Source organism: Afipia sp. DC4300-2b1, assembly GCF_049895725.1.
Lineage (GTDB): Bacteria > Pseudomonadota > Alphaproteobacteria > Rhizobiales > Xanthobacteraceae > Afipia > Afipia broomeae.
Map to the genome: position 1 here is coordinate 559,537 of NZ_JAFCSX010000002.1, position 22,549 is coordinate 582,085.

The 22,549-nt window shown below is 61.8% G+C and carries 27 protein-coding genes; 10 read left to right on the forward strand and 17 right to left on the reverse strand.

What is annotated here, in order from left to right; all coding sequences use genetic code 11:
* Positions 1-135: 135 nt before the first annotated feature.
* From ACP7AL_RS09330 to ACP7AL_RS09340, 3 genes are all read right to left on the reverse strand, one after another.
* Positions 136-534 (reverse strand): cupin domain-containing protein, encoded by a 399-nt coding sequence (locus tag ACP7AL_RS09330; protein ID WP_425990874.1) that lies wholly within the window; start codon positions 532-534, stop codon positions 136-138.
* Between the two features lie 82 nt (positions 535-616).
* Positions 617-1,408: a glutamate racemase gene (murI, locus tag ACP7AL_RS09335; RefSeq protein ID WP_425990876.1), complete on the reverse strand. Its 792-nt coding sequence runs from the start codon at positions 1,406-1,408 to the stop codon at positions 617-619.
* A 24-nt stretch (positions 1,409-1,432) separates the two neighbouring features.
* Positions 1,433-1,990, reverse strand: a complete 558-nt coding sequence (locus tag ACP7AL_RS09340) for a TetR/AcrR family transcriptional regulator (RefSeq protein WP_006021328.1) — start codon at positions 1,988-1,990, stop codon at positions 1,433-1,435.
* Between the two features lie 172 nt (positions 1,991-2,162).
* Here ACP7AL_RS09340 and ACP7AL_RS09345 point away from each other — a divergent pair, with 172 nt between their 5' ends.
* Complete coding sequence (locus ACP7AL_RS09345) at positions 2,163-3,128, forward strand: quinone oxidoreductase family protein (RefSeq protein WP_425990878.1); 966 nt, start codon at positions 2,163-2,165, stop codon at positions 3,126-3,128.
* Positions 3,129-3,207: 79 nt separating this feature from the next.
* Here ACP7AL_RS09345 and ACP7AL_RS09350 read toward each other — a convergent pair whose 3' ends face one another.
* Positions 3,208-3,747 (reverse strand): MOSC domain-containing protein, encoded by a 540-nt coding sequence (locus ACP7AL_RS09350; RefSeq protein WP_425990880.1) that lies wholly within the window; start codon positions 3,745-3,747, stop codon positions 3,208-3,210.
* A gap of 4 nt (positions 3,748-3,751) precedes the next feature.
* Complete coding sequence (purB, locus tag ACP7AL_RS09355; protein ID WP_006021325.1) at positions 3,752-5,059, reverse strand: adenylosuccinate lyase; 1,308 nt, start codon at positions 5,057-5,059, stop codon at positions 3,752-3,754.
* 121 nt (positions 5,060-5,180) lie between these two features.
* Between purB and ACP7AL_RS09360 the strand changes: the two genes are divergently transcribed.
* Entirely contained in the window at positions 5,181-5,741 is a 561-nt protein-coding gene (locus ACP7AL_RS09360; RefSeq protein WP_425990882.1) for a PH domain-containing protein, read from the forward strand.
* On the opposite strand, the gene rpe is transcribed toward ACP7AL_RS09360, so the two are convergent.
* A complete protein-coding gene (gene rpe / locus ACP7AL_RS09365) occupies positions 5,738-6,439 on the reverse strand; it encodes a ribulose-phosphate 3-epimerase (protein WP_425990884.1) in 702 nt (233 codons plus the stop codon). The genes ACP7AL_RS09360 and rpe overlap by 4 nt on opposite strands.
* A gap of 269 nt (positions 6,440-6,708) precedes the next feature.
* Between rpe and ACP7AL_RS09370 the strand changes: the two genes are divergently transcribed.
* Together ACP7AL_RS09370 and ACP7AL_RS09375 are read left to right on the forward strand one after the other, a co-directional pair.
* A complete protein-coding gene (locus ACP7AL_RS09370) occupies positions 6,709-7,437 on the forward strand; it encodes an EF-hand domain-containing protein (RefSeq protein ID WP_425990886.1) in 729 nt (242 codons plus the stop codon).
* A 118-nt stretch (positions 7,438-7,555) separates the two neighbouring features.
* The gene (locus tag ACP7AL_RS09375) at positions 7,556-8,740 is read left to right on the forward strand and encodes an outer membrane beta-barrel protein (protein ID WP_425990888.1); all 1,185 of its coding nucleotides are present in this window, start codon (positions 7,556-7,558) and stop codon (positions 8,738-8,740) included.
* 100 nt (positions 8,741-8,840) lie between these two features.
* Here ACP7AL_RS09375 and ACP7AL_RS09380 read toward each other — a convergent pair whose 3' ends face one another.
* Together ACP7AL_RS09380 and ACP7AL_RS09385 are read right to left on the reverse strand one after the other, a co-directional pair.
* Entirely contained in the window at positions 8,841-9,110 is a 270-nt protein-coding gene (locus ACP7AL_RS09380; RefSeq protein WP_024574861.1) for a hypothetical protein, read from the reverse strand.
* Positions 9,111-9,295: 185 nt separating this feature from the next.
* Positions 9,296-10,297 carry a P1 family peptidase gene (locus tag ACP7AL_RS09385; RefSeq protein ID WP_425990890.1) on the reverse strand — a complete coding sequence of 334 codons (1,002 nt, stop codon included), beginning with the start codon at positions 10,295-10,297 and terminating at the stop codon, positions 9,296-9,298.
* Positions 10,298-10,389: 92 nt separating this feature from the next.
* Between ACP7AL_RS09385 and ACP7AL_RS09390 the strand changes: the two genes are divergently transcribed.
* Positions 10,390-11,124 (forward strand): cytochrome c biogenesis CcdA family protein, encoded by a 735-nt coding sequence (locus tag ACP7AL_RS09390; protein WP_425990892.1) that lies wholly within the window; start codon positions 10,390-10,392, stop codon positions 11,122-11,124.
* Between the two features lie 66 nt (positions 11,125-11,190).
* On the opposite strand, the gene ACP7AL_RS09395 is transcribed toward ACP7AL_RS09390, so the two are convergent.
* The 6 genes from ACP7AL_RS09395 to ACP7AL_RS09420 form a co-directional block, all read right to left on the reverse strand.
* Positions 11,191-12,306, reverse strand: coding sequence for a branched-chain amino acid ABC transporter substrate-binding protein (locus ACP7AL_RS09395; RefSeq protein WP_024919006.1), 1,116 nt, complete (start codon positions 12,304-12,306; stop codon positions 11,191-11,193).
* 115 nt (positions 12,307-12,421) lie between these two features.
* Complete coding sequence (locus tag ACP7AL_RS09400; RefSeq protein WP_024919007.1) at positions 12,422-12,784, reverse strand: DUF6867 family protein; 363 nt, start codon at positions 12,782-12,784, stop codon at positions 12,422-12,424.
* Positions 12,784-13,515, reverse strand: a complete 732-nt coding sequence (locus tag ACP7AL_RS09405; RefSeq protein ID WP_425990895.1) for an ABC transporter ATP-binding protein — start codon at positions 13,513-13,515, stop codon at positions 12,784-12,786. Before ACP7AL_RS09405 ends, ACP7AL_RS09400 begins: the two co-directional genes overlap by 1 nt.
* The gene (locus ACP7AL_RS09410; RefSeq protein ID WP_425990897.1) at positions 13,512-14,348 is read right to left on the reverse strand and encodes an ABC transporter ATP-binding protein; all 837 of its coding nucleotides are present in this window, start codon (positions 14,346-14,348) and stop codon (positions 13,512-13,514) included. Before ACP7AL_RS09410 ends, ACP7AL_RS09405 begins: the two co-directional genes overlap by 4 nt.
* A complete protein-coding gene (livM, locus tag ACP7AL_RS09415; protein ID WP_425990899.1) occupies positions 14,348-15,688 on the reverse strand; it encodes a high-affinity branched-chain amino acid ABC transporter permease LivM in 1,341 nt (446 codons plus the stop codon). Before livM ends, ACP7AL_RS09410 begins: the two co-directional genes overlap by 1 nt.
* 8 nt (positions 15,689-15,696) lie before the next feature.
* Positions 15,697-16,611 (reverse strand): ABC transporter permease subunit, encoded by a 915-nt coding sequence (locus tag ACP7AL_RS09420; RefSeq protein ID WP_006021312.1) that lies wholly within the window; start codon positions 16,609-16,611, stop codon positions 15,697-15,699.
* Between the two features lie 235 nt (positions 16,612-16,846).
* Between ACP7AL_RS09420 and ACP7AL_RS09425 the strand changes: the two genes are divergently transcribed.
* Complete coding sequence (locus ACP7AL_RS09425) at positions 16,847-17,008, forward strand: hypothetical protein (protein WP_006021311.1); 162 nt, start codon at positions 16,847-16,849, stop codon at positions 17,006-17,008.
* Between the two features lie 279 nt (positions 17,009-17,287).
* Positions 17,288-17,818 carry a hypothetical protein gene (locus ACP7AL_RS09430; RefSeq protein WP_425990902.1) on the forward strand — a complete coding sequence of 177 codons (531 nt, stop codon included), beginning with the start codon at positions 17,288-17,290 and terminating at the stop codon, positions 17,816-17,818.
* Here ACP7AL_RS09430 and ACP7AL_RS09435 read toward each other — a convergent pair.
* Genes ACP7AL_RS09435 through ACP7AL_RS09445 form a run of 3 tightly spaced genes read right to left on the reverse strand, consistent with a single transcriptional unit; the run spans position 17,791 to position 20,355 of the window.
* Positions 17,791-18,183: a carboxymuconolactone decarboxylase family protein gene (locus tag ACP7AL_RS09435; protein ID WP_024574872.1), complete on the reverse strand. Its 393-nt coding sequence runs from the start codon at positions 18,181-18,183 to the stop codon at positions 17,791-17,793. The two genes, ACP7AL_RS09430 and ACP7AL_RS09435, sit on opposite strands and share 28 nt — an antisense overlap.
* Before the next feature lie 8 nt (positions 18,184-18,191).
* Positions 18,192-18,974 carry a 3-oxoadipate enol-lactonase gene (gene pcaD, locus ACP7AL_RS09440; RefSeq protein ID WP_425990904.1) on the reverse strand — a complete coding sequence of 261 codons (783 nt, stop codon included), beginning with the start codon at positions 18,972-18,974 and terminating at the stop codon, positions 18,192-18,194.
* Positions 18,975-18,999: 25 nt separating this feature from the next.
* The gene (locus tag ACP7AL_RS09445; RefSeq protein WP_425990906.1) at positions 19,000-20,355 is read right to left on the reverse strand and encodes a 3-carboxy-cis,cis-muconate cycloisomerase; all 1,356 of its coding nucleotides are present in this window, start codon (positions 20,353-20,355) and stop codon (positions 19,000-19,002) included.
* 200 nt (positions 20,356-20,555) lie between these two features.
* Between ACP7AL_RS09445 and ACP7AL_RS09450 the strand changes: the two genes are divergently transcribed.
* The 3 genes from ACP7AL_RS09450 (at position 20,556) to ACP7AL_RS09460 (ending at position 22,531) form a co-directional block, all read left to right on the forward strand.
* Positions 20,556-21,005 carry an SRPBCC family protein gene (locus tag ACP7AL_RS09450; RefSeq protein ID WP_006021305.1) on the forward strand — a complete coding sequence of 150 codons (450 nt, stop codon included), beginning with the start codon at positions 20,556-20,558 and terminating at the stop codon, positions 21,003-21,005.
* Positions 21,006-21,212: 207 nt separating this feature from the next.
* Positions 21,213-21,698 carry a (2Fe-2S)-binding protein gene (locus ACP7AL_RS09455; RefSeq protein ID WP_006021304.1) on the forward strand — a complete coding sequence of 162 codons (486 nt, stop codon included), beginning with the start codon at positions 21,213-21,215 and terminating at the stop codon, positions 21,696-21,698.
* 26 nt (positions 21,699-21,724) lie between these two features.
* A complete protein-coding gene (locus ACP7AL_RS09460; RefSeq protein ID WP_006021303.1) occupies positions 21,725-22,531 on the forward strand; it encodes an FAD binding domain-containing protein in 807 nt (268 codons plus the stop codon).
* The last annotated feature ends 18 nt before the right edge of the window (positions 22,532-22,549 follow it).

Sequence of the window (22,549 nt, forward strand, 5' to 3'; positions counted from 1 at the left end):
CCGGTGCTGACAGGTCCGCCTCATAAGCTTGATGGGGAGGACCACGGGTCGCGAAACGCAACGCGGGCCGAAAACCGGCCCGCGAGCAACGTGTTCATAGGTAGAAAAGGCCACGAAGTCAAATAGTTCAGGCCCTTATTTAGGGGCTGGGGTCGCGACCGGCTTGCCTTCCTCGACCACGTAAACAGCCATGATTTTCAAGCCCTTAGCGCCCGTCTTGACGTCATGAGGAATGCCGGCGGGAACCGCGTAGGAGTCCCCGGCCTTGAGCGCCTGATCAGGCTTGCCCTCGACAATCAACGTGGCGTCGCCTTCGAGGACATAGCCGGTGTCGATGCCCGGATGGGTATGACGGCCGGCCAGCGTGTCGGCCGGAATCTCGGCGATGACGGTGACGATATTGTAGCCCTTGGGGAACTCGATCTTTTGCAGCGGGGTGCGCTTGATGCCCCCCGGAGCCGGTGCCTGGGCTATCGCCGCGCCGACACCGGCAAATGCAACAACCGTCAGGCCGAGAATGATCTTCTTGAGCATGTGTATCTCCCTTTCGCTGTTCTCTTTCGGAACAGACCGCGCGGGAGGCTATCAGCCGAAGGATACCGGCGAAAGGGCGGTCTCAACTCACGAGGCTGGCGCCGAAGAACGGCATGAGCGCCTTGGCCAGCACCGGAGAGGGCGCTTGTCCGGACGTGAAGAGGATGCGCGCACCCAGCGCCTCGCCAATGCCATTGGCTGAGCCGAGCAGGTCGCTGACCCGCCGCGCGATCGCGGGCGCGGGGTCGATCCAGTCCACGTCCCATGGCGCAAGCGCAAGCATCTGATTGATCAGCAGGGGATAGTGCGTGCAGGCCAGCACCACGGTGTCGGTCCGCGCAGCGCCGTTGAGGAAGCACGGCGCAATCTCGGCCGCGATGGCGTCGTCGCTGACGCGCTCGCCGCGCAGCGCCGCTTCGGCGAGGCTTGCGAGATTTTCCGCGCCGACCAGCGTCACGTCGCAGCCCTGAGCGAAATCCGCTATCAGTTTTTTGGTGTATTCGCGCTTTACGGTGCCTTTGGTGCCGAGCACCGAGACGCGTTTGGTCCTGGACGAGGCGCAGGCGGGCTTGATCGCCGGCACCGTGCCAACGAACGGGACCGTGTAGGCTTCGCGCAGATGGGTCATCACCAGCGTTGACGCGGTGTTACAGGCGATGACGACAAGGTCGGGCGTGTGCTCGGCGATCAGGTCGCCGACCAGCGGCACGACGCGGGAGACGATCTCGTCCTCGGTGTGCTGGCCGTAGGGGAAATAGGCGTCGTCCGCGACGTAGGTGTAACGTGCGCCCGGCCGCAGCTTCACGATCTCGCGGAAGACGGTCAATCCGCCGAGGCCGGAGTCGAAAACCAGGATGGTGGGAACACGGGACACGGCGGGAGTGTATCGAAAGAGCCGTTACGATTCAGTTGTTTTAACGCCAGTCTGCCCTGCCCGAATGATAGCAGCGGCGGCGCTCTTCAGGCGTTCCCCGCTGACTGAGCGCGGGTCGATGCTGCCCGAGGCATAAGCTCCGTTGACCAGCAGCATAATTTGCTCGGCGATCCATCCCGGATTGGCAACGGATAGCTGTGCCGCAAGGCGCTCAAGCTCGGTCTTCAGCCGCATCTTGTTGGCGGAGGCCATGATGCGTGCCGGATGAGTTTCGTCGGGAATTTCCACCGCCAGGTTGATCATCGGACAGCCGCGATACGCCGGGCGCGCGATGCTCTCTGCCACGTCGTCGAGAGCGGCATTGATCTGATCGAGCGGGCTGTCTTGATGAGCCTCGGCGGCCTTATTCCATTTGTCCCAGAACCGTTGGTCGTGGGCTTCTGCGTAGGCCGCGATCAGTTCGTCCTTCGACTGGAAAACCCGATAGAGGCTGGTCTTCGACACCCCTGACACCTCGACGATCCGGTCAACGCCCGTTGCACGGATGCCTTCCCGATAAAACAGGTCAGCGGCCACGGACATGATCCGCTCTCTGGCCGTTGCGTCGGTCTTTCGGGGGGCGCCACGCCGGGGCCGGGATAATTCCAGTTCGCTCAAAGGCCTGCTCGGGTTCACCAGTTGAAGTTGACAATGTAACAGGTTTGTAACTATGTACAAGTTACAGACAGGTCTGTAACTTTATCGGAGCGAGCTAATGCGCGTCATCGAAGCATTTGAATTCACGGGATATTCGGGGTTGCGACTGGTCGAACGCGAGTACCTTCCGAGCCGGGACCTGGTAACAGTCCGCCTGACAGCGGCAGGCGTGAACCCGCTCGATCACACGATTCTGTCGGGCGGGCATCCGCGCGCCAAGCCTCCGGCCGTGTTCGGCAACGAGGGCGCGGGCGTTGTCACGCATAGCGGTCCGTCGTCGCTGCCAGTGGGCGCGCGCGTGATGTTCACCGCTCCATTCGGCAACGGGAGCTGGCAGGAATACGTACAGATCAAGGCTGAAGAACTGCAGCCCATCCCCGACGGCGTCGACGACGTCACTGCCACCGCAGCCGTCGTGGGTTATCTGTCGGCCTATCTGACGCTGCAGCAGGCGGGTTTTGCGGCGGGCAAATCGGTGCTCGCGCCTGCGATCGGCGGCGCTGTCGGCAACGCCACCTATCAGCTTGCCAGGGCGCTGGGCGCGTCGAAAGTGGTTTCAACGGCGGGCAGCAAAGCGAAGGCCGAGCAGGCGCGTGAGCGCGGCTACGATAACGTTGTCGATCTGTCCGCAGAGTCGCTCGCGCAAGGCGTACGGAGACTGACCGATGGTGCTGGCATCGACGTGGTGATCGATGCCATTGGCGGCACCATCACGAGCGAAGCGCTCAAGGCCATGGCCATGGGAGGATCGCTGGTGACGCTCGGCTATTCGGCAGGCCGCAATACCACGATCGATGTGACGGACATCATCTGGAAGGATCTTTCGGTCACCGGATTCAGCCTTTTCCGGTGCACGCGTCAGGAGATTCAAGCCGCGTGGGACGTGATCTCGCCGCTGCTTGTGAAGGGCACGGTCAAGCCGCCGGTGGCGCGCATTTTCCCGCTGGAGGAGGCGGCGAAGGCGCTTCAATACCTGATCGAGGAGCGGCCGTTCGGCAAGGTTATCCTGAAAATCGCCGACTGACGTTCGGCGCTGAAAAGTCCGAATGATCCGTCATGCCCGGCTCTATGCCGGGCACTCACATCTGATGTGTTTCCGTACTTCAGACCGGTTCGAGCGCCCGGTGCGGACCGTCCGGCAATTCCACCCGGACGGGATCGCCCGGCCGGACGTCGCCCTCTGCCAGCACGATGCTCATGACTCCGGCTTTGCGGATCAGCTTGCCGTTCGCATCCTTGCCGAGCGTTGCAGCCATCAGGCCCTTCTGAAAGCGATCGATCTGGATGCAAGGATTGCGTAATCCCGTGATCTCTACGATGGCGCTGTCCCCCAGATGAAGCCGGGTGCCTGAGGGAAGGCCGAGCAGGTCGATGCCGCGGGTGGTGACATTTTCGCCCATCTCGCCGGGGCGGACGATGAAGTTCTTGGGAGCGAGTTCGCCGAAAAGTTCTTCGTGGATCAGGTGGACCTGACGCAGGTTCGGCACCGTGGGGTCTTTGGCAACCCGCGAGCGGTGTTTCACCGTCTCGCCCATATGCGCGTCGCCGTCGACACCGAGGCCTTTCAGCAGCCGGATGCTGAGGGCGTTCGTCTTGCTGAAATGATGGCCTTTGCGAAGGCTGACAGCGGTGACGACAGCCATCAGTTCAGCTTGCCCCAAACACCCGCTTGAAAATCGTATCGACGTGCTTGAAGTGATACGCGAGATCAAATTGCTCTTCGATCTCCTTGTCCGACAGATACTTCTTCACGTCGGCGTCCTTCTTCAGAAGTGACTGGAAGTCGCCTTCGCCGCGCCAGACCGGCATCGCGTTGCGCTGGACCAGCTTGTAGGCGTCCTCGCGCGAGGCGCCTTTCTGCGTCAGCGCAATCAACAGCCGCTGCGAATGAACGAGGCCCCCGAGGCGATCGAGGTTCTTCTGCATGTTGGCCGGATAGACCAGCAGCTTTTCGACAACGCCGGCGAGGCGGTTGAGTGCAAAGTCCAGCGTCACTGTGGCGTCGGGACCGATCATGCGCTCGACAGAAGAGTGCGAGATGTCGCGCTCATGCCAGAGCACGACATTCTCCAGCGCGGGTGTCACGGCGGAGCGAACGATGCGCGCGAGGCCGGTGAGGTTTTCCGTCAGCACCGGGTTGCGCTTGTGCGGCATCGCCGACGAACCCTTCTGGCCTTCGGAGAAGAATTCCTCGGCTTCCAGAACCTCGGTGCGCTGCATGTGGCGGATTTCGGTGGCGAGACGTTCGACCGAGGAGGCGACAACACCAAGCGTCGCGAAGAACATCGCGTGGCGATCACGCGGGATCACCTGCGTCGAGATCGGCTCGACCGTGAGCCCCATCGCCTTCGCCACGTGCTCCTCAACCCGCGGATCGATCTGCGCGAAGGTGCCGACTGCGCCGGAAATGGCGCAGGTCGCGATTTCCTTGCGTGCGGCAATCAGGCGCTCTTTCGCGCGGGTGAATTCGGCATAGGCATAAGCCAGCTTGAGACCGAACGTCACCGGCTCGGCATGGATGCCGTGAGAGCGGCCGATGGTCGGCGTCATCTTGTGCTCGAAGGCGCGGGTCTTGAGCGCCGCGAGTACCTTGTCGGTGTCGGCAATCAGGATGTCGGCGGCGCGCGCGAGTTGCACATTGAGACAGGTATCGAGTACGTCCGACGAAGTCATGCCCTGGTGGACGAAGCGCGCTTCGGGACCGACGATCTCGGCCAGATGGGTCAGGAAGGCGATGACGTCATGCTTGGTCTCGCGCTCGATCTCGTCGATACGCTCGACATTGAACACCGCATCCTTGGCCTTGGCCCAGATCGTCTTTGCGGCGTCCTTCGGGATCACCCCCAGTTCGGCCAGCGCGTCGGCGGCATGCGCCTCGATCTCGAACCAGATCTTGAAACGCGTCTGCGGCTCCCAAATGGAGACCATTTCGGGGCGGGAATAACGGGGAATCATCGCGAACTCATAGGGTTGGGGATTACGCCGCGCTTTAGCAGATCGTATCCTGTGAGGCCACCCTGCATTGACATCATCAGCGGCGGTATGCCGTCCTATTTCCGATTTTTAAGGAGCTTACATGACCAGCGACACCATCCGACAGGAAATTGCCACCGGCGAGCGGGTGCTTTGGAATAAAAAGGCACTCGGGGGACTGAGATTGGAAGCCGGCGACTTACAGAAATCTGGCTTTGGATTGCTTTTTTTCGGCTTCTCGCTGTTCTGGATTTACGGTGCTTGGAATGACGCATCCAATGCCAAAGCTAGCCTTTTTCCTCTGCTTGGATTGCCATTTGCGCTCGTTGGATTTTATCTATTTGTCGGCCATTTTTTCTGGACCGCACTTTGCAGGCGGTACACGGAATACGCTGTGACCAACCAGCGTGTAATTGTCAGTTCTGGGATATTCAGTCGAGCGACGCAATCGATTGAATATCTTAAAATTCCCGTTCTTACGATGATTGAAAAATCTGACGGAAGCGGGAGTATTCAGTTTGGCGAGACAAAAAGTGTAAATCAGGGCGACGGCGTGTCTTTCGTCGCAACAAAAATCGATGCTGTCCCTGAGGTGCGTGCCGTTTACAATCTGCTTCGCAAAACATCGCATTCGTCGAACAAGTCTGAATTGACGAACGCTTAGATTGCCTCGCCGCGCGCGGACGCCGCCGCACCGCGGATCGCTGCAATGTTCGCTTTGTAGCTGTCCAGTGTACCGCCCTTGAACACAGCAGATCCGGCGACCAGAGCATTGGCTCCGGCTGCGGCGACCTTGGCCGCATTGTCTGCGGTGACACCGCCATCGACTTCGATATCGATCGGACGCCCGGCGCACATGGCGCGGACCTGCGAGATCTTCTCCAGCACGGCGGGGATGAACGACTGTCCGCCGAAGCCCGGGTTGACCGACATCACCAGCACCAGATCGATCATGTCGATGACGTACTCGATGGCGCTCGCAGGCGTTGCCGGATTGAGTGACACACCGGCCTTCTTGCCGAGGGCGCGGATTGCCTGCAGCGAGCGATGCAGATGCGGGCCCGCCTCGGCGTGCACGGTGATGACGTCCGAGCCGGCCTTGGCGAAGGCTTCGAGATACGGATCGCACGGCGCAATCATGAGATGCGTATCGAAGATTTTCTTCGAATAGGGACGCATCGCCTTGATGACGTCGGGGCCGTAGGAAATGTTCGGCACGAAATGGCCGTCCATTACGTCCAGGTGAATCCAGTCGGCGCCGGCCTGATCGACGGAGCGGACTTCCTCACCAAGTTTCGCGAAATCCGACGCCAGGATCGACGGCGCGATAATCAGCGGACGAGATGCGAAGGGCTGGGACATGGCGGTTTCCGATGGTTCCCCTTGCGCAGGGGGCGATGGCTTCGCCTAACACGCCGCCCGTGCGCGGGCAACGAGAGGCGGCTGGCGTGCACAGGAACCACGCGCTGAACCGGCAAATCCTGCCGCCGCGGGCAGAAATTGCCCTGCGGGACGTGCCGATCGAGGGAGAAAAACCCTGCATTTGCTGGGCTTTTCGAGCGGCACGGCAATTGCTGGATATCTGCCGGGATCATCTCGGCCGCGTATCAGCGGCCTTGGGGAGTATTGTGATGTTCTTTGCCGCAGGAGCAGTCGGGGCCGCAGCCGTTGGTGCGCTGGATCTGCTGTCGTCGCTGACGCCGGACAAGTCGAATGCGGCCAAGACCGGCGTCAAGCAGACGAACTCACTGTTCGATGTGGGCACGAGCGCCAGCGCGACCAACACAGCGACAATCACCTCAAGCACACCGACGCAGGCCGGAGCGCTGTCGCCATCGACATTCAACGCATTGCTGTCGGCGCAGGATGCGAACGGAAAAGCCAACCCGTCGGATGCGCTGAAGGACCTGTTCGCGCAGATCGACATCAACGGCGATGGCAAGATCACCAAGGCTGAGTTCGAAGACAAGCTCGGCGCAGGCGGCACCAATATCGCGGCGGCCGACAATGTTTTTGACAAGATGGATGCCGACAGTGACGGCTCCGTTAGTCTCGACGAGATGGCGTCGGCGTTGAAGCCCAAGGGCGGCCACCCCCATGCACATCGCGCCGGTGGCGGCGCTGATGCGCTGATGCAGGCGCTGCAAGGCGCTTCGAGCACCTCGACAACGAATAGCGATGGTTCGATCACCACCACGCTGACATATGGCGACGGATCGAAGATCACGATTAGCCAGCCTGCGGCTGCCGGCACGTCGACCAGTGCTTCGTCGCAGTACAATCTCGTTGATAAAATGATGCAGCGTCAGACAGATGCGCTTGCCGCTGCCGCGAAGCAGTCGGTCTCCGTCAAGGTCTGATTGTTGATGTAGCTGATACCGCCTGCATCGGTAGCACTACGCACAAGTCTTTCATTTTCATCAGTCGCTAACCACGCCGGATCGCTAATCGCGCTACGCAAATTTTGCGAGGTGCGAAGTGCAGATTGTGCTGAGGATAGCGGCGTGTGCCGGCATTATCGCCGCCGGCGCGAGCAGCGTTCATGCCGAAGACGATTTCATTTTTTCGCTGCGGCTGCGCGGGGGCTACGACACTAACCCGCAATTCTCGAACGGAACCGGAATTGGCGGGAGCGCCTTCATCGGCACGGACACCGCGCTTGCCGCCGGCACCAAAGAGAAGGGTTACAGCTACGGAGTCGCGGCGGAAGCAAGCACCACGCAGTACGCCAATCCGCTCGCGGTCCCCGCGCTGAGCGGAAAGGTCATCCTCCGCGGCACCTATGGCGGTGACGATGCCAATATTGCGGCCACCACGACCATCGCCGACACCAACACCTACAATCTGCGTTCGTCCGATCTCGTCCAATCGATCAAGGGCGAGGTGAAATTCGGATCAATCAAGATTTTCACGACGGTCGAGGGGGCCCGCTCGAGTCTGAACCAGACTAACGCGATCTTTCAGGATTTCCTGCCGAACCCGCAGGTCTATCTGCGCGGGACGCTGATACCCGGCATTGCGTATGTTCGCGACAGGTTCGAGATCGGTGCATCGGTCAACCTGTCGGTGCGACGCTATCAGAAAGAACTGGATGACTTCGGCTATCGCCGCGACAACGAACGTGTGCAGCCGTTCCTGTTCGCCAAATATCAGGACAAGGACATCACGGTGTTCGGCTCGATTTCGCAGTTGTACGGCACCTTTCATGACGTCGACTTCACCAACGTCAACACAACCCTGTTCGATGCGAGCCTGTCCTGGCGCATTGCGCCGTTTACGGTCGATCTTGCCGCCTATCGCCGCGCCAGCGAGACCACATTTCCGATCTCGCCGATCACCATCGATGCGGCTTTTACGGCGAGAGCGAGTTGGCTGGTCGAGCCGAAGCTGACGCTGACAGTGGCGGTCGGGTATGCCACGACGGATTATCTGGATTCGCGATTTAGCGCGCAGACGCTAAGTTACGGCATTGGAGCGTCGCACGATCTTGGAAATGGTTATGCGCTCGGGCTCGATCTTACGCGTGCGCAAGGGACACTCATGTCCGGTGAGAAAGCCAGCGCGATCGTCATCAGTTCATCGCTGACGAAGAAGTTTTCACCTTTCGCAAAGGACGAGAAGAAAGAGGAGCCGAAAGATAAACCGGCGGTGACGAAGAGCTAGGTGGCAGCCTGATCGAGCAGGGGGAATGCCGACCAGGCTGCCGCGCGAATGAGACTTGGGATGTGGGGAACTCATTCGCGGTCTTGCAGTGGCCTACACGTCAGTGCCCGCAGCCGCAGCCGCCTCCGAGCAGACCGCCAAGGGCGCCGCCCTTGCCGAGTACAGCGCCGAGGACGCCGCCCTTGCCGGTGGTGACCGCCGCGTTGACGACGAGAGCGCCCCGGCCATCAAGCAGGCCGAGCACACCGCCCTTGCCGGTAAGCACGTTCGCTCCGACGTTCAGACCTTTGCCACCACCGCCACCACCGGCGAGGGCGGGAGCGCTGATGAACGCCGTCGCGACAACGGCCAAGCACAGCATTTTCTTCATGACGTTTTTCTCCACTGTTGCGTGCACGACGTTGTGCACGCAGCGGACCGTATTGCGGAGAATGCCGGCTGCAATCGAAAGGCAAAGATAACCTTAAACAGCAGGGGTTTTCTGCATTTTGCGACATTATGATGCGAGAGTACTTACGGACAAATACGTAAGCAGCCGCACGGCAAAATCAGTCACTATTTTGCGAACCGCATTTTCCACGACGGCAACGCGCCGGCGAAGGGCAACGCGTTGGCTTCGTAGACGCCGCGTGCGATCGCACGCGCGACGACGTTCGCGGCAACGGCGCCTAGCTCGGTTAGCCCATACAGCGGATCGATTGCGTTCTCGCAGGTCGCCGCCGCGAACACGACGTCGCCGTCGAGTGGCGCGTGCACCGGATAGATCGCGCGGGCGAATCCGGTCTGTGCAATGATGGCGAGGCGCTTCACCTGCGGCTTGGTCAGGATGGCGTCAGTGACGACAATAGCAAGGGTCGTGTTTTCAATCGATGACGCGGCAGGGCCGCCCTTCAGCCGCATCGCAAGCATGTCGGGTGTGAAGGAAGACGGCAGACCGCGCCCGCCGAATTCCTTGTTCTCTTCGAACGGAGCCGCCCAGAACCAGGGCCCATCGCCGACGGTGACGCTGCCGACCGCATTGACCGACGCGATGGCCGCCACACGCACGCCATTTGCCATCACGGCCGAGGCGGAACCAAGCCCGCCCTTGAAATTGGCGGTGGTCGCGCCGAATCCTGCACCGACGCTGCCGAGCGCGAACGCGCCATCGGTCGCAGCGGCTGCCGCCGTGTATCCCAGATCACGATAGGGCGGGAAGCGGCCCCATTTCTTGTTGCCGCCGTTCAGCATGTCGAACTGAACGGCTCCCGGAACGATCGGGATCAGAGCGTCGCCGACTGCAAAGCCCCGTCCTTGCTCGGCCAGCCAGGCCTGCACGCCGCCGCCGGCCTCCAGCCCGAAGGCGGAGCCGCCTGAAAGCGTGATTGCATCGACGCGCTCGACCGTATTGACCGGCTCAAGCAACGCGCCGTCCCGGATTCCCGGTCCGCCCCCGCGGACATCGACAGAGGCCACAGCGGCCTTGTCGAAGATCACCGCGGTCACGCCGGACGCAACGCTTTCGTCGTGGGCATGGCCGACGCGGATACCGGGAATGTCGGTCAACAGGTTCTTCAAGGCGGCGAACTCCGATCACAGTCCGTTCACAACAGGCGGAACGGGCAGGGCTGGCGCTTGCATAGCATATGGGCGACAGTGCAATAAGCGGCATGATCCAGGACGTTTCCATCCCCGCCGCGCTCGCCGCCGGCATCATCAGCTTTCTGTCGCCCTGCGTGTTGCCGCTGGTGCCCCCGTATCTGATTTACCTGACGGGCGCGACCATCGAGCATGTCGCTAACGACGAGGAACCACGCGCATCCAAACGCGCAGTGATGTTGTCTGCGCTGGTGTTCGTGCTTGGCTTCTCCACCGTTTTCGTGGCGCTGGGCGCCAGCGCCAGCCTGATTGGCGGCCTGATCCGGGCCTGGTCCGCGCAACTGTCGATTGTTGCCGGCATCGCCATCATTCTGATGGGGCTGCATTTCCTTGGCCTGACACGCATCGGCTTCCTGATGCGCGAGGGACGCCTGCCGATTCCCAAGCCGGTCGGGTTGTGGGGCGCTTACGTCATGGGCTTGGCGTTTGCGTTCGGATGGACGCCGTGCATCGGGCCGATCCTCGCGGCAATCCTGTCGGTGGCGGCGTCGGAGACAACGGTCACGAAGGGAGCGGGGCTGCTCGCGGTCTATTCCGCCGGTCTCGGCATTCCGTTCCTGATCGCGGCATTTATGGTGGAGCAGTTTTCAGCAGTGCTCGCGCGGATGAAAAAACATCTCGCCACCGTCGAACGCGTCATGGGCGTCCTGATGATCCTGGTGGGAATCGGATTTCTTACCGGCGCAGTCACGGATATCAGCATCTGGCTGCTGGAGACCTTCCCGGCGTTGCAGAACTTCGGGTAACGGCGGCTAAATATAATGGCCGGGCGAGCCCGGCCATTATGATGTGCTGTTCGTGCAAAGGGACGCTTACGATCCCTTGTTCAACTCGGCGTAGTTGCCCTTGGCATCCCACTTGTAGACCACGTAGTCCAGCAGCTTGATGTCGCCCTTGGCATCGAACGACAGCTTGCCGAGCACGGTGTCCCATTCGCCGCCCTTGATGGCCTCGATGACCTTCTTCGGATCGGTGCTCTTGATCTTGTTCACGGCCTGCGACCAGACCTGGAACGAAGCGTAGGTGTAGAGCGTGTAGCCTTCGGGATCGATGCCCTTCGCCTTGAACTTCTCGACGATGGCCTTCGCGGTCGGCTTGTTGCGCGGATCGGGGCCGAAGGTGAACAGCGTGCCTTCCGCAGCCGCACCGGTGATCGAGGCGAATTCCTTATCGTTCATCGCATCACCGGCCATCAGGACCGTCTTCAGGCCCTGATCGCGCATCTGACGCAGGATCAGGCCGGCTTCCTGATGATAGCCGCCGACATAGACCAGATCGATGTTGTCGCGCTTCAGGCGCGAAACGATGGAGTTAAAGTCCTTGTCGCCCTTGTTGTAGGACTCGAACAGCTTCTCCTTGAAGCCGGCGGCGTTCAGCGCCTTCTTGGTCTCGTCCGCAAGACCCTTTCCGTAGGTGGTCTTGTCGTTAAGGATGGCGACGTTCTTGCCGGCGAACGCCTTGAGGATGTACTGCGCGGCGACAAGGCCCTGCTGGTCGTCACGGCCGCAGACGCGGAGCACGTTCCACAGCTTGCGCTCGGTGAACACCGGATTGGTCGAAGCCGGGGTTATCTGCAACACGTTGCCTTCCGCGTAGGCTTCCGACGCCGGGATCGACGACGACGAACAGAAATGACCGGCAACGAACTGGACTTTCGAGCTTGCGAGCTTTTCGGCCACCGACCGCGCCTGCTTGGGATCACATGCGTCGTCACCGACCTGCAATGCCAGCTTCTTGCCGTTCACGCCGCCCGCGGCGTTGAGATCGGCGACGGCGAGGTCCGCGCCGTTCTTCATCTGGCGGCCGAATGCGGACTCGCTGCCGGTCATCGGACCGGCGACGGCGACCGAAATGTCTTGCGCAAACGCAGCAGTCGACATGGCAATCGACGCGCCGAGTGCGAGGCCAAGGATGTGGATCGATTTCATAGGACAGTCCTCATGAAGGTCTCGAAGGGCGTGGCCGGACGGCCCGCCGGGCGAACAAATCCTGTGTATTGTCGGCTGATTTTACCGCCAAGTCATCGGCAATTTTGGTGACGGCTCAGGAGTTGGATGGCGCATCTTGCCGCAGCCGCCAGCCGAGGGGGCCGCTTGGCTCGTAGAGCCAGTAATACTGCTTCACCATCTGCCAGGCGCGGGTTCGCTGGAACGCGAGGCACGAAATTGCCATAAGGATGATGGTTTCCAGCAAATAGGTTTGCGGTTGCCACAGTGTTTCGTTGAACAGCGCGAAATGCACGAATCGCACTGCCAGTCCCATCGGAATCATGGCAACGGCCGCAATCCAGATGCTTCGCCACGTCAGCGCAATCGCGCGGCCCGCGAGCAACGCGCATCCGCCGCCAAGCACCAAGGTGATGAACAGCACCTGAAAAACGGATTCGTTGGCGTAAAACTGCTGCATCAGCGTCGCCCGCCTTCAAGGTAAGCTGCCCTAATCTCCGGCCGCGTCAGCAGTTCCTCGCCGGTTCCGCTGAGCGTGATGAGGCCGTTGACCATCACGTAGCCGCGGTTCGCCAGTTTCAGTGCATGGTTGGCGTTTTGCTCGACGATCAGAACGGTCAGACCATCCTGCCGGTTGAGCGTGCGGACAGCGTCGAAGATCTGCCGCGCAATCAGCGGAGCGAGGCCAAGCGACGGTTCATCAAGCATCAGAAGCCTTGGACGGCTCATCAGCGCGCGTCCGATCGCCAGCATCTGCTGCTCGCCGCCCGACAGCGTGCCGCCTCGCTGCGCGATGCGCTCCTTGAGGCGGGGAAACAGCGTGAAGACGCGTTCGAGGTCGACGCTGCGCTCGGCCTCGGTGCTTTCCACGGCGGCGTCCGCGCCCATGCGCAGGTTCTCCGCCACCGTCATGCGCGGAAAGATGCGCCGTCCTTCTGGGGACTGCGCAATCCGCAGCCGGGCGACATGGTGAGTCGGCTCGTTGGTGATGTCCCGGCCGTCGAACTCGATCGTGCCGGCGCGGGCGCGTGGCCGTCCGAACACCGACATCATCAGCGTGGACTTGCCGGCGCCGTTGGCGCCGATCAGGGCCACGATCTCGCCGGCATTGATGTCGAGGTCGACGCCCTTCAGCGCTTCGATATTGCCGTAGGCCGCGACGAGGCCGCGAATCGAAAGGAGCGCACTCATGTTCCGCCATCCATGACTTCGATGGCGGTCTTTTCGTCCGCGCCGAGATAAGCGGCGATCACCTTGGGATCGTCGCGGATTTCACGCGGCGTTCCGGCGGCGATCTTGACGCCGTGGTCGAGCACGAAGATGCAGTCGGAGATTTCCATCACCACCGACATGTCGTGTTCGATCAGCAGGATCGATGTGCCGTGATCCTTGCGGATCGCGCGGAGCAGTTCGCTCAGCTCGTCACTCTCGCGCGCGTTCAGCCCAGCCGCTGGCTCGTCGAGGCAGAGAAGTGCAGGCTCGGAGCACATGGCGCGCGCGATCTCGAGCCGCCGCTGGTCGCCATAGGGCAGGTTTCCTGCGGCATCATCGGCGCGGGAGGTGAGGCCGATGCGATCGAGCCAGTAACGCGCTCGCTCAATGGCGTCACTTTCCGCGCGGCGAAAGCTTGGCGCACCGACAAGGCCGAGAAAGGTGTAGCCCGACGCCAGCATCAACGCGTTGTGCTGCGCCACCATCAGATTTTCCAGTGCGGTCATGCCCGCGAACAGCCGGATGTTCTGGAATGTGCGCGCGACCTTCGCGACCTTGGAGATGCGATAGTCGAACAGCCGCTCCAGCAGGAACTCGCGGCGATCTTCGTGAACGAGACGCATCATGCCAGTGGTTGGCTTGTAGAAACCGGTGATGCAGTTGAACACGGTGGTCTTGCCGGCGCCGTTCGGGCCGATCAGTGCGGTGATGTCGCCGCGCTTCGCGGTGAACGACAGATCGTTGACCGCGACGATGCCGCCGAAGCGCATCGACAGGTGATCGACGTGAAGAATGGTGTCGTCGCCCGCCATCAGCCGTGGCCTTCCTTGACCATGGACGATGAGATCTGGGTCGGCTTTTCCAGAAACACCGACGGTGCGCGGTGGCCGATCAGGCCACGTGGGCGCCAGATCATCAGCAGCACCATGGCCGAGCCGAACACCAGCATGCGGAACTGTTCCAGCCCCCTGAACAGCTCAAAGCCGCCGATCATTGTGAGTGCGGCGAGCGCGACGCCGAGCTGGGAGCCCATGCCGCCGAGCACGACGATCGCGAGCACCAGCGCGGATTCGTGGAACGTGAAGGACTCGGGGCTGATGAAGCCCTGGCGTGTGGCGAAGAACGCGCCGGCGAATCCACCGAACATCGCACCGGTCGCGAAGGCCGTGAGTTTCGTGGTGGTGGTGTTGATGCCGAGCGAGCGGCACGCGACTTCGTCTTCGCGCAGTGCTTCCCATGCGCGGCCGATCGGCAGGCGGCGCAGACGGATGGTGACCCAGTTGGTCAGCAGCGCGAGCGCGAGGATCAAATAGAACAAAAACACCACGCGGTGTGTGGTGGAGAACTCGATGCCGAGCAGGGCTGCGAGTCCGTCGTCGGTGTTGGTCAGCGGAATGCCGAAGAACGAGGGGCGCGGAATGCCGGTGATTCCGTTCGGGCCGCCGGTGACATGCTGCCAGTTAAGCAGGATAAGGCGGATGATTTCACCGAATGCCAGCGTGACAATGGCGAGATAATCGCCGCGCAGCCGCAGCACCGGGAAGCCCAGCAGCACGCCCCAGAAGGCGGCGAGAATGCCCGCCAGCGGCAGGCAGGCCCAGAACGACAGGCCGAAGGTCGTCGCCAGCAGTGCGTAGGAATACGCACCGACCGCATAGAACGCGACGTAGCCGAGATCCAGCAGGCCGGCGAGACCCACGACGATGTTCAGACCCCATCCGAGCATGATGTATGTCAGCACGAGGATGCCGAGGTCGAGGATGTAGCGCTGATCGTAAAAGATCACCGGCACCAGCAGGGCGAAGACGAGCAGCGCCGGAGCGAAGAAACGGCCAAGGGTATCAACCGCGCCCTTGGCTGACTCTGGAACGAGCGAGATGCTTTTTGACGGCCCGATCCACTGCCGCAGCAATTCGACGATGATGCTGCCGAAAAACACTGCGGCCACGAGCGCGGCAAGATCGCCGAACCGCGTCCAGTAGATCAACTGTCCTTCCGGTCCGGCTTCGGTGCGGACGCCGATCATCAGCGAAAACAGAACCAGCGCCACAAGGGCGCTGATGAGGGATTTCTTGAGAATGAAAGCGACGCCGTGCGGAGCAGCGGCGGCGGCTTTGGGCGCGCGGGCGGCGGGATCGGTCGGACGCGCCACGCTGCCTCTCAGACTTTTTCGACTTCCGGACGGCCGAGCAGGCCGGTCGGAAGAAAGATCAGGACGACGATCAGGATCGAGAACGCCGCGACGTCCTTGTATTCGGACGAGAAGTACGCGGACCAGAACGTCTCGATCAGGCCGATGAGGAGGCCGCCGAGCATCGCGCCGGGCAGGGAGCCGATGCCGCCGAGCACCGCCGCGGTGAACGCCTTGATGCCGGCGACGAAGCCCATGAAGAAATCGACCACGCCGTAATAGAGCAGGTACATCATGCCAGCGACCGCGGCCAGCGCCGCGCCGATCACGAACGTCATCGAGATGGTGCGATCGACATCGACGCCGAGCAGCGCCGCCATGGTCTGGTCCTGCTCGCAGGCGCGCATGTCGCGCCCGAGCCGCGTCCGCGCCACCAGCCAGGAGAAGATCGCCAGCAGGATGACGGTGGTGATGACGACGATGATCTGGATGTTGGACAGCCGCACCACGAAGCCGTCGTTTTCGAACAGCGTGTAGCCGCCGGTGATGACAGGAGGCACCGGCTTGACGCGCGCGCCCTGCGACACCTGCGCGTAGTTGGTCAGGACGAACGACATGCCGATGGCGGACAGCATCGGCGCGAGACGGAACGATTGCCGCAGCGGGCGATAGGCGATCCGCTCCACGGTCCAGCCGTAGAGGGCGGTGATTGCCATCGCCACCAGCAGCACCAGCAGCAGGATGACGGGAATGGCCGTGAGGCCGATCGAGACCAGGATGAGGAACGTGATGAGGGCGATGAATCCGCCGATCATGAAAATATCGCCATGGGCGAAATTGATCATGCCGACGATGCCGTACACCATCGTGTAGCCGATCGCGATCAGGCCGTAGATCGAGCCGAGCACCAGTCCGTTGATGAGTTGCTGGGCGAAATAATCCATGGGCTGCCGTGTTCGAGCGAAGCGAGCGACACGTCGAAGGCCCCGGCAGCCGGATCGTCGCGTCGTCTCATTTTCTAACAGCGGGAACTGGGTGCGGCAACCGTACCGGGTGCGGCGTGGGGTCGTCGTCCACGATGTTTGCGTTGCCGCGAAATGGTCACGCCGGAACTCGGGTTCCTCTGAAACCAATGGAGATGCCGGCCGTTGGGGCTATGTTCAACGAAGGAGAGTCAACATGGGTAACCAGAACAATCCGAACCAGAACCCGGGCCAGCAGAGCCAGAATCCCAGCCAGAAGCCGGGTCAGCAGCAGGGTGGCGGCCATAAGCCGGGCCAGCAGCAGCAGGATCCAAGCCAGAAGCCCGGCCAGCCGGGTCAGCAGAAGGGCGGACACTGAATTTTCGGGCATGATCTTCATGCCTTGATTGTTCCGTTCGGACAGTCTGAGGAAATCCCGCCGAAAGGCGGGATTTTCATTGGCGGCCTGGTCGTGGTCGTTGTCCACAGGGGCGGGTGCGCCGTTAAGGTTAAGAAAGGGTTTAAATTGCCGCTCGCCTTTGAGGGGCGTTAGCTCCGCCGATCATCATTGCGGTGTCCAGCAGGGCGCTGCTTTGGCCGGGCATGATCGAAGCGCCAGTTTCAAGGCGCCGTGCCCTTCAGATCAGGGTGAGGCGGCATGCCGAAGGATTGGCGGATCAGCACGTTCAATGGCGTGCTTCTGGCGTGCTATTTCATCCCGTCATGGGTGATTTCGGCGATGAAAATCTGGGTCTCGCCGATCCGCGGGTTTTATGACCGCACCAATATCGCCGCGGCGATGTATGTCAGCGACTTTGTGACCCTGTCGGCGATGGGAACCATCCGCATCGCGTGGCTGCTCGCCCTCTCCAAAGTGATCGTAGCCGCGTTCTTCTTCGTGTTTCTGCTGCTGGTGATCCGCGCGGCGATCCGCAACAAGGGCGGAGCCGACGAGGCGCTGGCTTTCGCGCTCGGGGTTGGCTCCTTCATCAGCATGGCAAGCCTGATCGCGGCGTCAAAAGTCGGCGAACTCGCGGCGCTGCGGCTTCATGCCAGTGAATCGTTGCTGCTGATCGGCGCTGCGATTTTGCTGATCGTCGATACCGATCAGGCAACTGCGCCGGCGACCGAGAAGGCAGCCGCAGCGGAGCCGCATCACAGCTACTTCTCGAGCAGCCCTAATTCCTGAACCACGGCGGCGGCTTCCTTGACCGCATGATTGGCAGCGGGGACGCCGCAATAGATCGCCTGCTGCAGCAGGATTTCCTTGATGTCGTCCGGAGTGAATCCGCCTTCGCTTAAGGCTGCGCGGACATGGAGGCGAAACTCGTCCCATTGTCCGAGCGCCACCATGGTCCCGATCACCAGCACGCGGCGGGTGCGTTCGTCGAAATGCGGACGCGTCCAGATATCACCCCATGCGTAGCGCGTGATGAGATCGATGAAGTCGGCATTGAATGCGTTCTTGCCGGTCACCGATTTATCGACCCAGGCGTTGCCGAGCACCTTGCGCCGTTTTGCCGTGCCCTGATCGCGGCGTTGATCGTCGTCCATGGTTTCTCTCAGCGCTGGGTCAGGAAGCCGACCACGGCCTCGGTGAAGTTGTGCGACTGCTCGACATTGGAGATGTGCGCCGCGTCGAGCAGGGTCATGCTTGCATTGGGGATGTGACTGCGGATGTACACGCTGGCCTCGACCGGCGTCGAGACGTCGTGGCGTCCTGCGATCACCAGCGTCGGCGCGGTGATGCGGGGCAGCAGGTCGCGCTGGTCAAGCCGGCTCAATGCCTCGCAGCAGGCGACATAACCTTGCACCGGGGTGGCGACCAGCATGGCCTTCATCCGTGCGGTGATTTGCGGCTCGCGTTCGCGGAAATCCGCCGTCAGCCAGGCAGCAATAACGGCATCCGCGATGGAGGCGATCCCACCTTCGTTGACCGCCTTGATGCGGTTCAGCCAGTTGGTCGGATCGGGATAGTAGCAGGACGTATTGGCGAGAATCAGTTTTTCGATCCGCTCCGGCGCGTTGGCGCCGAGCCACTGGCCGACCATTCCGCCCATCGACAGGCCGCACCAGTGGATCTTTTCAATATTGAGATCGTCGAGAATCGCCAGCACGTCCTTGCCGAAACGCTCCATCGAATACGGCCCGGCTGGAACGCCGGATTTGCCATGGCCGCGCCGGTCGTAACGGATGACGCGATACAGCTTTGTCAGCGCCGCCATTTGCGGCTCCCACATCTGCATCGTCGCGCCGAGCGAATTCGACAGCATGATCGTTGGTCCGCCGTCGCGCCCCTCCACCGAGACATTGAGCAGGCATCCGTCGGCGTCGATCATAGGCATATTGGGTCTCCGTGAGTTCTTGTTGTTATTCGCTGGCCATCGATGCCAGCAGCCGGTCGATCAGCGTTTGCGCGACGCCCTGATAGGCCATCGGATCAAACAGGCCCTTGAGCGTATCGGCGTCTATGTGGGTCGTGACACGGGTATCTTCCGCAAGAACCTCGTGCAGATGCCGTCTGGTCTCGATCGCCCTGCGGCTTGCGGCCTCGACGATGTGATGCGCTTCGCTCTTGCCGACCTTTTCCGCCAGCGCCATCGATACGGCCTCGGCCATCACAAGACCTTGAGTCATGTCGAGATTGGCGCGCATCCGCTCGGGATCGACCTCGAGTCCCTCGGCGATCTCTGCAATCGCCTCGAGCGCTCCCGATGTGACCAGTTGCAGCGTCGGCAATGTCGGCCATTCGGCATGCCAGGGGCCGGCGCTGCGCTCGTGATCCTGAACCTGCGCGGCCATGATCGTCGCTGCAAGATTCGGCGCCATGGTCGCGGCCGCCAGTACTCTTGCCGCGGCAACCGGGTTGCGCTTGTGGGGCATGGTCGACGAGCCGCCGCGGCCTTCGTCCGCAGGCTCGAAGGCTTCTGCGACATCTGTCTGCATCATCAGCGAGACGTCGCGGGCGATCTTGCCGCAGGTGCCGGTGAGAATGGCCAGTGCCGACGCCACGTCCGCGATTCGGTCGCGATGGGTGTGCCATGGCGCGTCCGGCAGCGGCAGCGATAATTCCTGGGCGAGCTGTTCGGCGACCTTGAGGCCGTTGTCGCCAAGGGCGGCGAGCGTTCCGGCGGCACCGCCGAATTGCAGGGCGAGGGTTTCGCGGCGGAGCCGCTTCAGCCGCTCGCGCGAGCGATGCAGCGCAGCCGCGTATTCCGCCAGCTTCAATCCGAACGGCATCGGCAGGGCATGCTGCAACCAGGTGCGCGCGACGACCGCCGTCTCGCGGTGCCGGATCGCCAGGCGGGCAAATCCTGCAATTGCGCGGTCGAGATCCGCGATCAGGGCGTTGAGGGCAGCACGCAGGCCCAGCATCGTGGCGGTATCGATCACGTCCTGGCTGGTCGCACCCCAATGCACATAGCGCGCAGCAGAGGGGTCCAAGGTGGCGATCTTCGCGGTCAGCATCTTCACCAGCGGAATCGCCAGATTTCCGGCCTGTACCGCAGCCTCGGCAAGCGCTGCGCGGTCGAACGATTCGGCATGACAGGCTTTCGCGATGCTGACCACGGCGCTCGCTGGAATGATGCCGACCGCTGCTTCAGCCCGCGCAAGGGCGTGCTCGAAGTCCAGCATATGCTGCAAATAGACTTCATCGTCGCACACGGTGCGCATGGCGGCGCTCGACAGCAAGGGCGCGAGCAGGGGAGGCAGGGAGGAGCTCATGATGCGCGGACCCTATCCAAGCCATGCAGGTGTGCCAATAGCGCGATCCCCATTGCCGGAAGCGCCGCAACATTTCCCGGGCGCATTGCGTAAGTTTTGCAACGCTCCTTCCCGCACGATACCCTTTCCTTTGCGGGCGCTGTATCCTAACTGAGACCGGCAGAGCCGCAGGCGCGGTTAAAGAACGAGGAGGCTTGCACATGGCGATGACGATGACGGGCGAGGTGCAGCTTCCTGCTTCCCGCGAAGTGGTGTGGGCCAAGCTCAACGATCCGGCCGTTCTGAAGGCCTGCATTCCGGGCTGCGAAGAACTGAATGTCGCTGGCGAGAACCAGTTCGAGGCCGTTGCCAAGATGAAGGTCGGGCCGGTGTCAGCGCGCTTCAAGGGCAAGGTCACGCTCAGCGATTTCGACCCGCCGAGCAGCTACAAGATTTCCGGCGAGGGCGAGGGCGGAGTCGCGGGGTTCGCCAAGGGGGGAGCGACGGTCGCGCTGGCCGAAAAGGATGGCGGCACCCTGCTAAGCTATAATGTGGAGGCCCAGATCGGCGGCAAGCTCGCGCAGCTCGGGCAGCGGTTGATCAACGGCGCGGCCAAGAAGCTGGCCGATGAATTTTTTGCGAAGTTCGCGGACGCGGTGAAGACGGGCTGAGGCCGTTTCGGCATATCAGGTCCTCGTACAAATCAAGCCTTCTTGTTCGGAAGCGGCGCGCCATGAGGTTGCTCATTGCCGCAATGGCCCATATTATGAATTTGGAACCATTATAAACGCGTTTTGCGCCGCGCCATGCGGTGCTGCGTGAGTCCCAGAACTTGAGTCCCACAATCTGGGCGCCAAGCTGAAAACAAGAGAGTGTTGATGGCCAAGATTTCACTGATCGTGAACGGCAATCCCGTGACAGGGAAAGTCGAACCGCGCACGCTGCTCGTCCAGTTTCTCCGGGAGCATCTGCGGCTGACAGGCACCCATGTCGGCTGCGACACCTCGCAATGCGGCGCCTGTGTCGTCCATCTCGATGGCAAGGCCGTGAAGTCGTGCACCACGCTGGCGGTGATGGCCGACGGGCACGAGGTCAAGACCATCGAGGGTCTTGCTGCCGACGGCGCTCCGCTGCACCCGATGCAGGAAGCCTTCCGCGAGCATCACGGATTGCAGTGCGGCTTCTGTACGCCGGGAATGATCATGACTGCGGTCGATCTCGTGCATCGCAAGGGCCACGACCTGAGCGATGAAGTCATCCGCGAAGAGCTTGAAGGCAATCTGTGCCGTTGCACCGGTTACCAGAACATCGTCTTGTCGATCGCAGCCGGCGCCAAGGCGATGGCCAAATCCGATCTCGCGTAACCGACGCCGTTCCCGAAGGACCGCTCATGTACGATTTCAAATATCATCGTCCGGGGACTGTGCGGCAGGCCGCCAATCTTCTCGTCAAGAACGAAGACGCCAAGCTGATCGCCGGTGGTCACACCCTGGTGCCGGTGATGAAGCAGCGGCTCGCCAGCCCGCCGCATCTGGTCGATCTCAGCCACATCGAAGGGCTTAACAGCATCGAGATGAAGGGCCGCAATCTGGTGATCGGTGCGACCGCGACCCATGCGGAAGTTGCGAACTCCGCCGTTGTCGGCGAAGCGATCCCGGCGCTTGCGGAACTTGCCGGTCTGATCGGCGATCCCGCCGTTCGCCACAAGGGCACCATCGGCGGCTCGCTCGCCAACAACGATCCGACGGCGGATTATCCCGCTGCCGTCACGGCGCTGGGTGCGACCATCGTCACCAACAAGCGCCGGCTGAAGCCGGAAGAATTCTTCCAGGGCCTGTTCACGACCGCGCTGGAGCCGGACGAGATCATCACCCGCGTCATGTTTCCGCTGCCGAAAAAGGCCGCGTATCAGAAATTCCGCAATCAGGCGTCGCGTTACGCTCTGGTCGGCGTGTTCGTCGCGCGGCGTCCGTCGGATGTCCGTGTTGCAGTGACCGGTGCGGGCGGTGACGGGGTGTTCCGCGCCACCGAGTTCGAAGAAGCGCTGAAGAAGCGGTTTTCGGCGAAGTCGCTCGAGGGGCTCACCGTGTCTGCCGATGGCCTCAACAGCGACATTCACGGCAGCGCCGAATATCGTGCGCATCTGATCGGCGTGCTTGCGCGCCGTGCTGTGGAAGCCGCGACCGCGAAGAGCTGAATTTGGAGTCTGTGTGAG

Bases quoted from the DNA above. Each gene is read 5' to 3' on its own strand.
- ACP7AL_RS09340 (WP_006021328.1), bottom strand. From the start codon at position 1,990: ATGTCCGTGGCCGCTGACCTGTTTTATCGGGAAGGCATCCGTGCAACG.
- ACP7AL_RS09425 (WP_006021311.1), top strand. From the start codon at position 16,847: ATGGGTAACCAGAACAATCCGAACCAGAACCCGGGCCAGCAGAGCCAG.
- ACP7AL_RS09370 (WP_425990886.1), top strand. From the start codon at position 6,709: ATGTTCTTTGCCGCAGGAGCAGTCGGGGCCGCAGCCGTTGGTGCGCTG.
- ACP7AL_RS09345 (WP_425990878.1), top strand. From the start codon at position 2,163: ATGCGCGTCATCGAAGCATTTGAATTCACGGGATATTCGGGGTTGCGA.
- ACP7AL_RS09360 (WP_425990882.1), top strand. From the start codon at position 5,181: ATGACCAGCGACACCATCCGACAGGAAATTGCCACCGGCGAGCGGGTG.
- ACP7AL_RS09410 (WP_425990897.1), bottom strand. From the start codon at position 14,348: ATGGCGGGCGACGACACCATTCTTCACGTCGATCACCTGTCGATGCGC.
- ACP7AL_RS09445 (WP_425990906.1), bottom strand. From the start codon at position 20,355: ATGAGCTCCTCCCTGCCTCCCCTGCTCGCGCCCTTGCTGTCGAGCGCC.
- ACP7AL_RS09350 (WP_425990880.1), bottom strand. From the start codon at position 3,747: ATGGCTGTCGTCACCGCTGTCAGCCTTCGCAAAGGCCATCATTTCAGC.
- ACP7AL_RS09380 (WP_024574861.1), bottom strand. From the start codon at position 9,110: ATGAAGAAAATGCTGTGCTTGGCCGTTGTCGCGACGGCGTTCATCAGC.
- ACP7AL_RS09395 (WP_024919006.1), bottom strand. From the start codon at position 12,306: ATGAAATCGATCCACATCCTTGGCCTCGCACTCGGCGCGTCGATTGCC.
- ACP7AL_RS09390 (WP_425990892.1), top strand. From the start codon at position 10,390: ATGATCCAGGACGTTTCCATCCCCGCCGCGCTCGCCGCCGGCATCATC.
- ACP7AL_RS09420 (WP_006021312.1), bottom strand. From the start codon at position 16,611: ATGGATTATTTCGCCCAGCAACTCATCAACGGACTGGTGCTCGGCTCG.
- ACP7AL_RS09400 (WP_024919007.1), bottom strand. From the start codon at position 12,784: ATGCAGCAGTTTTACGCCAACGAATCCGTTTTTCAGGTGCTGTTCATC.
- ACP7AL_RS09330 (WP_425990874.1), bottom strand. From the start codon at position 534: ATGCTCAAGAAGATCATTCTCGGCCTGACGGTTGTTGCATTTGCCGGT.
- ACP7AL_RS09460 (WP_006021303.1), top strand. From the start codon at position 21,725: ATGTACGATTTCAAATATCATCGTCCGGGGACTGTGCGGCAGGCCGCC.
- purB (WP_006021325.1), bottom strand. From the start codon at position 5,059: ATGATTCCCCGTTATTCCCGCCCCGAAATGGTCTCCATTTGGGAGCCG.
- ACP7AL_RS09430 (WP_425990902.1), top strand. From the start codon at position 17,288: ATGCCGAAGGATTGGCGGATCAGCACGTTCAATGGCGTGCTTCTGGCG.
- ACP7AL_RS09450 (WP_006021305.1), top strand. From the start codon at position 20,556: ATGGCGATGACGATGACGGGCGAGGTGCAGCTTCCTGCTTCCCGCGAA.
- rpe (WP_425990884.1), bottom strand. From the start codon at position 6,439: ATGTCCCAGCCCTTCGCATCTCGTCCGCTGATTATCGCGCCGTCGATC.
- ACP7AL_RS09405 (WP_425990895.1), bottom strand. From the start codon at position 13,515: ATGAGTGCGCTCCTTTCGATTCGCGGCCTCGTCGCGGCCTACGGCAAT.
- pcaD (WP_425990904.1), bottom strand. From the start codon at position 18,974: ATGCCTATGATCGACGCCGACGGATGCCTGCTCAATGTCTCGGTGGAG.
- ACP7AL_RS09435 (WP_024574872.1), bottom strand. From the start codon at position 18,183: ATGGACGACGATCAACGCCGCGATCAGGGCACGGCAAAACGGCGCAAG.
- ACP7AL_RS09455 (WP_006021304.1), top strand. From the start codon at position 21,213: ATGGCCAAGATTTCACTGATCGTGAACGGCAATCCCGTGACAGGGAAA.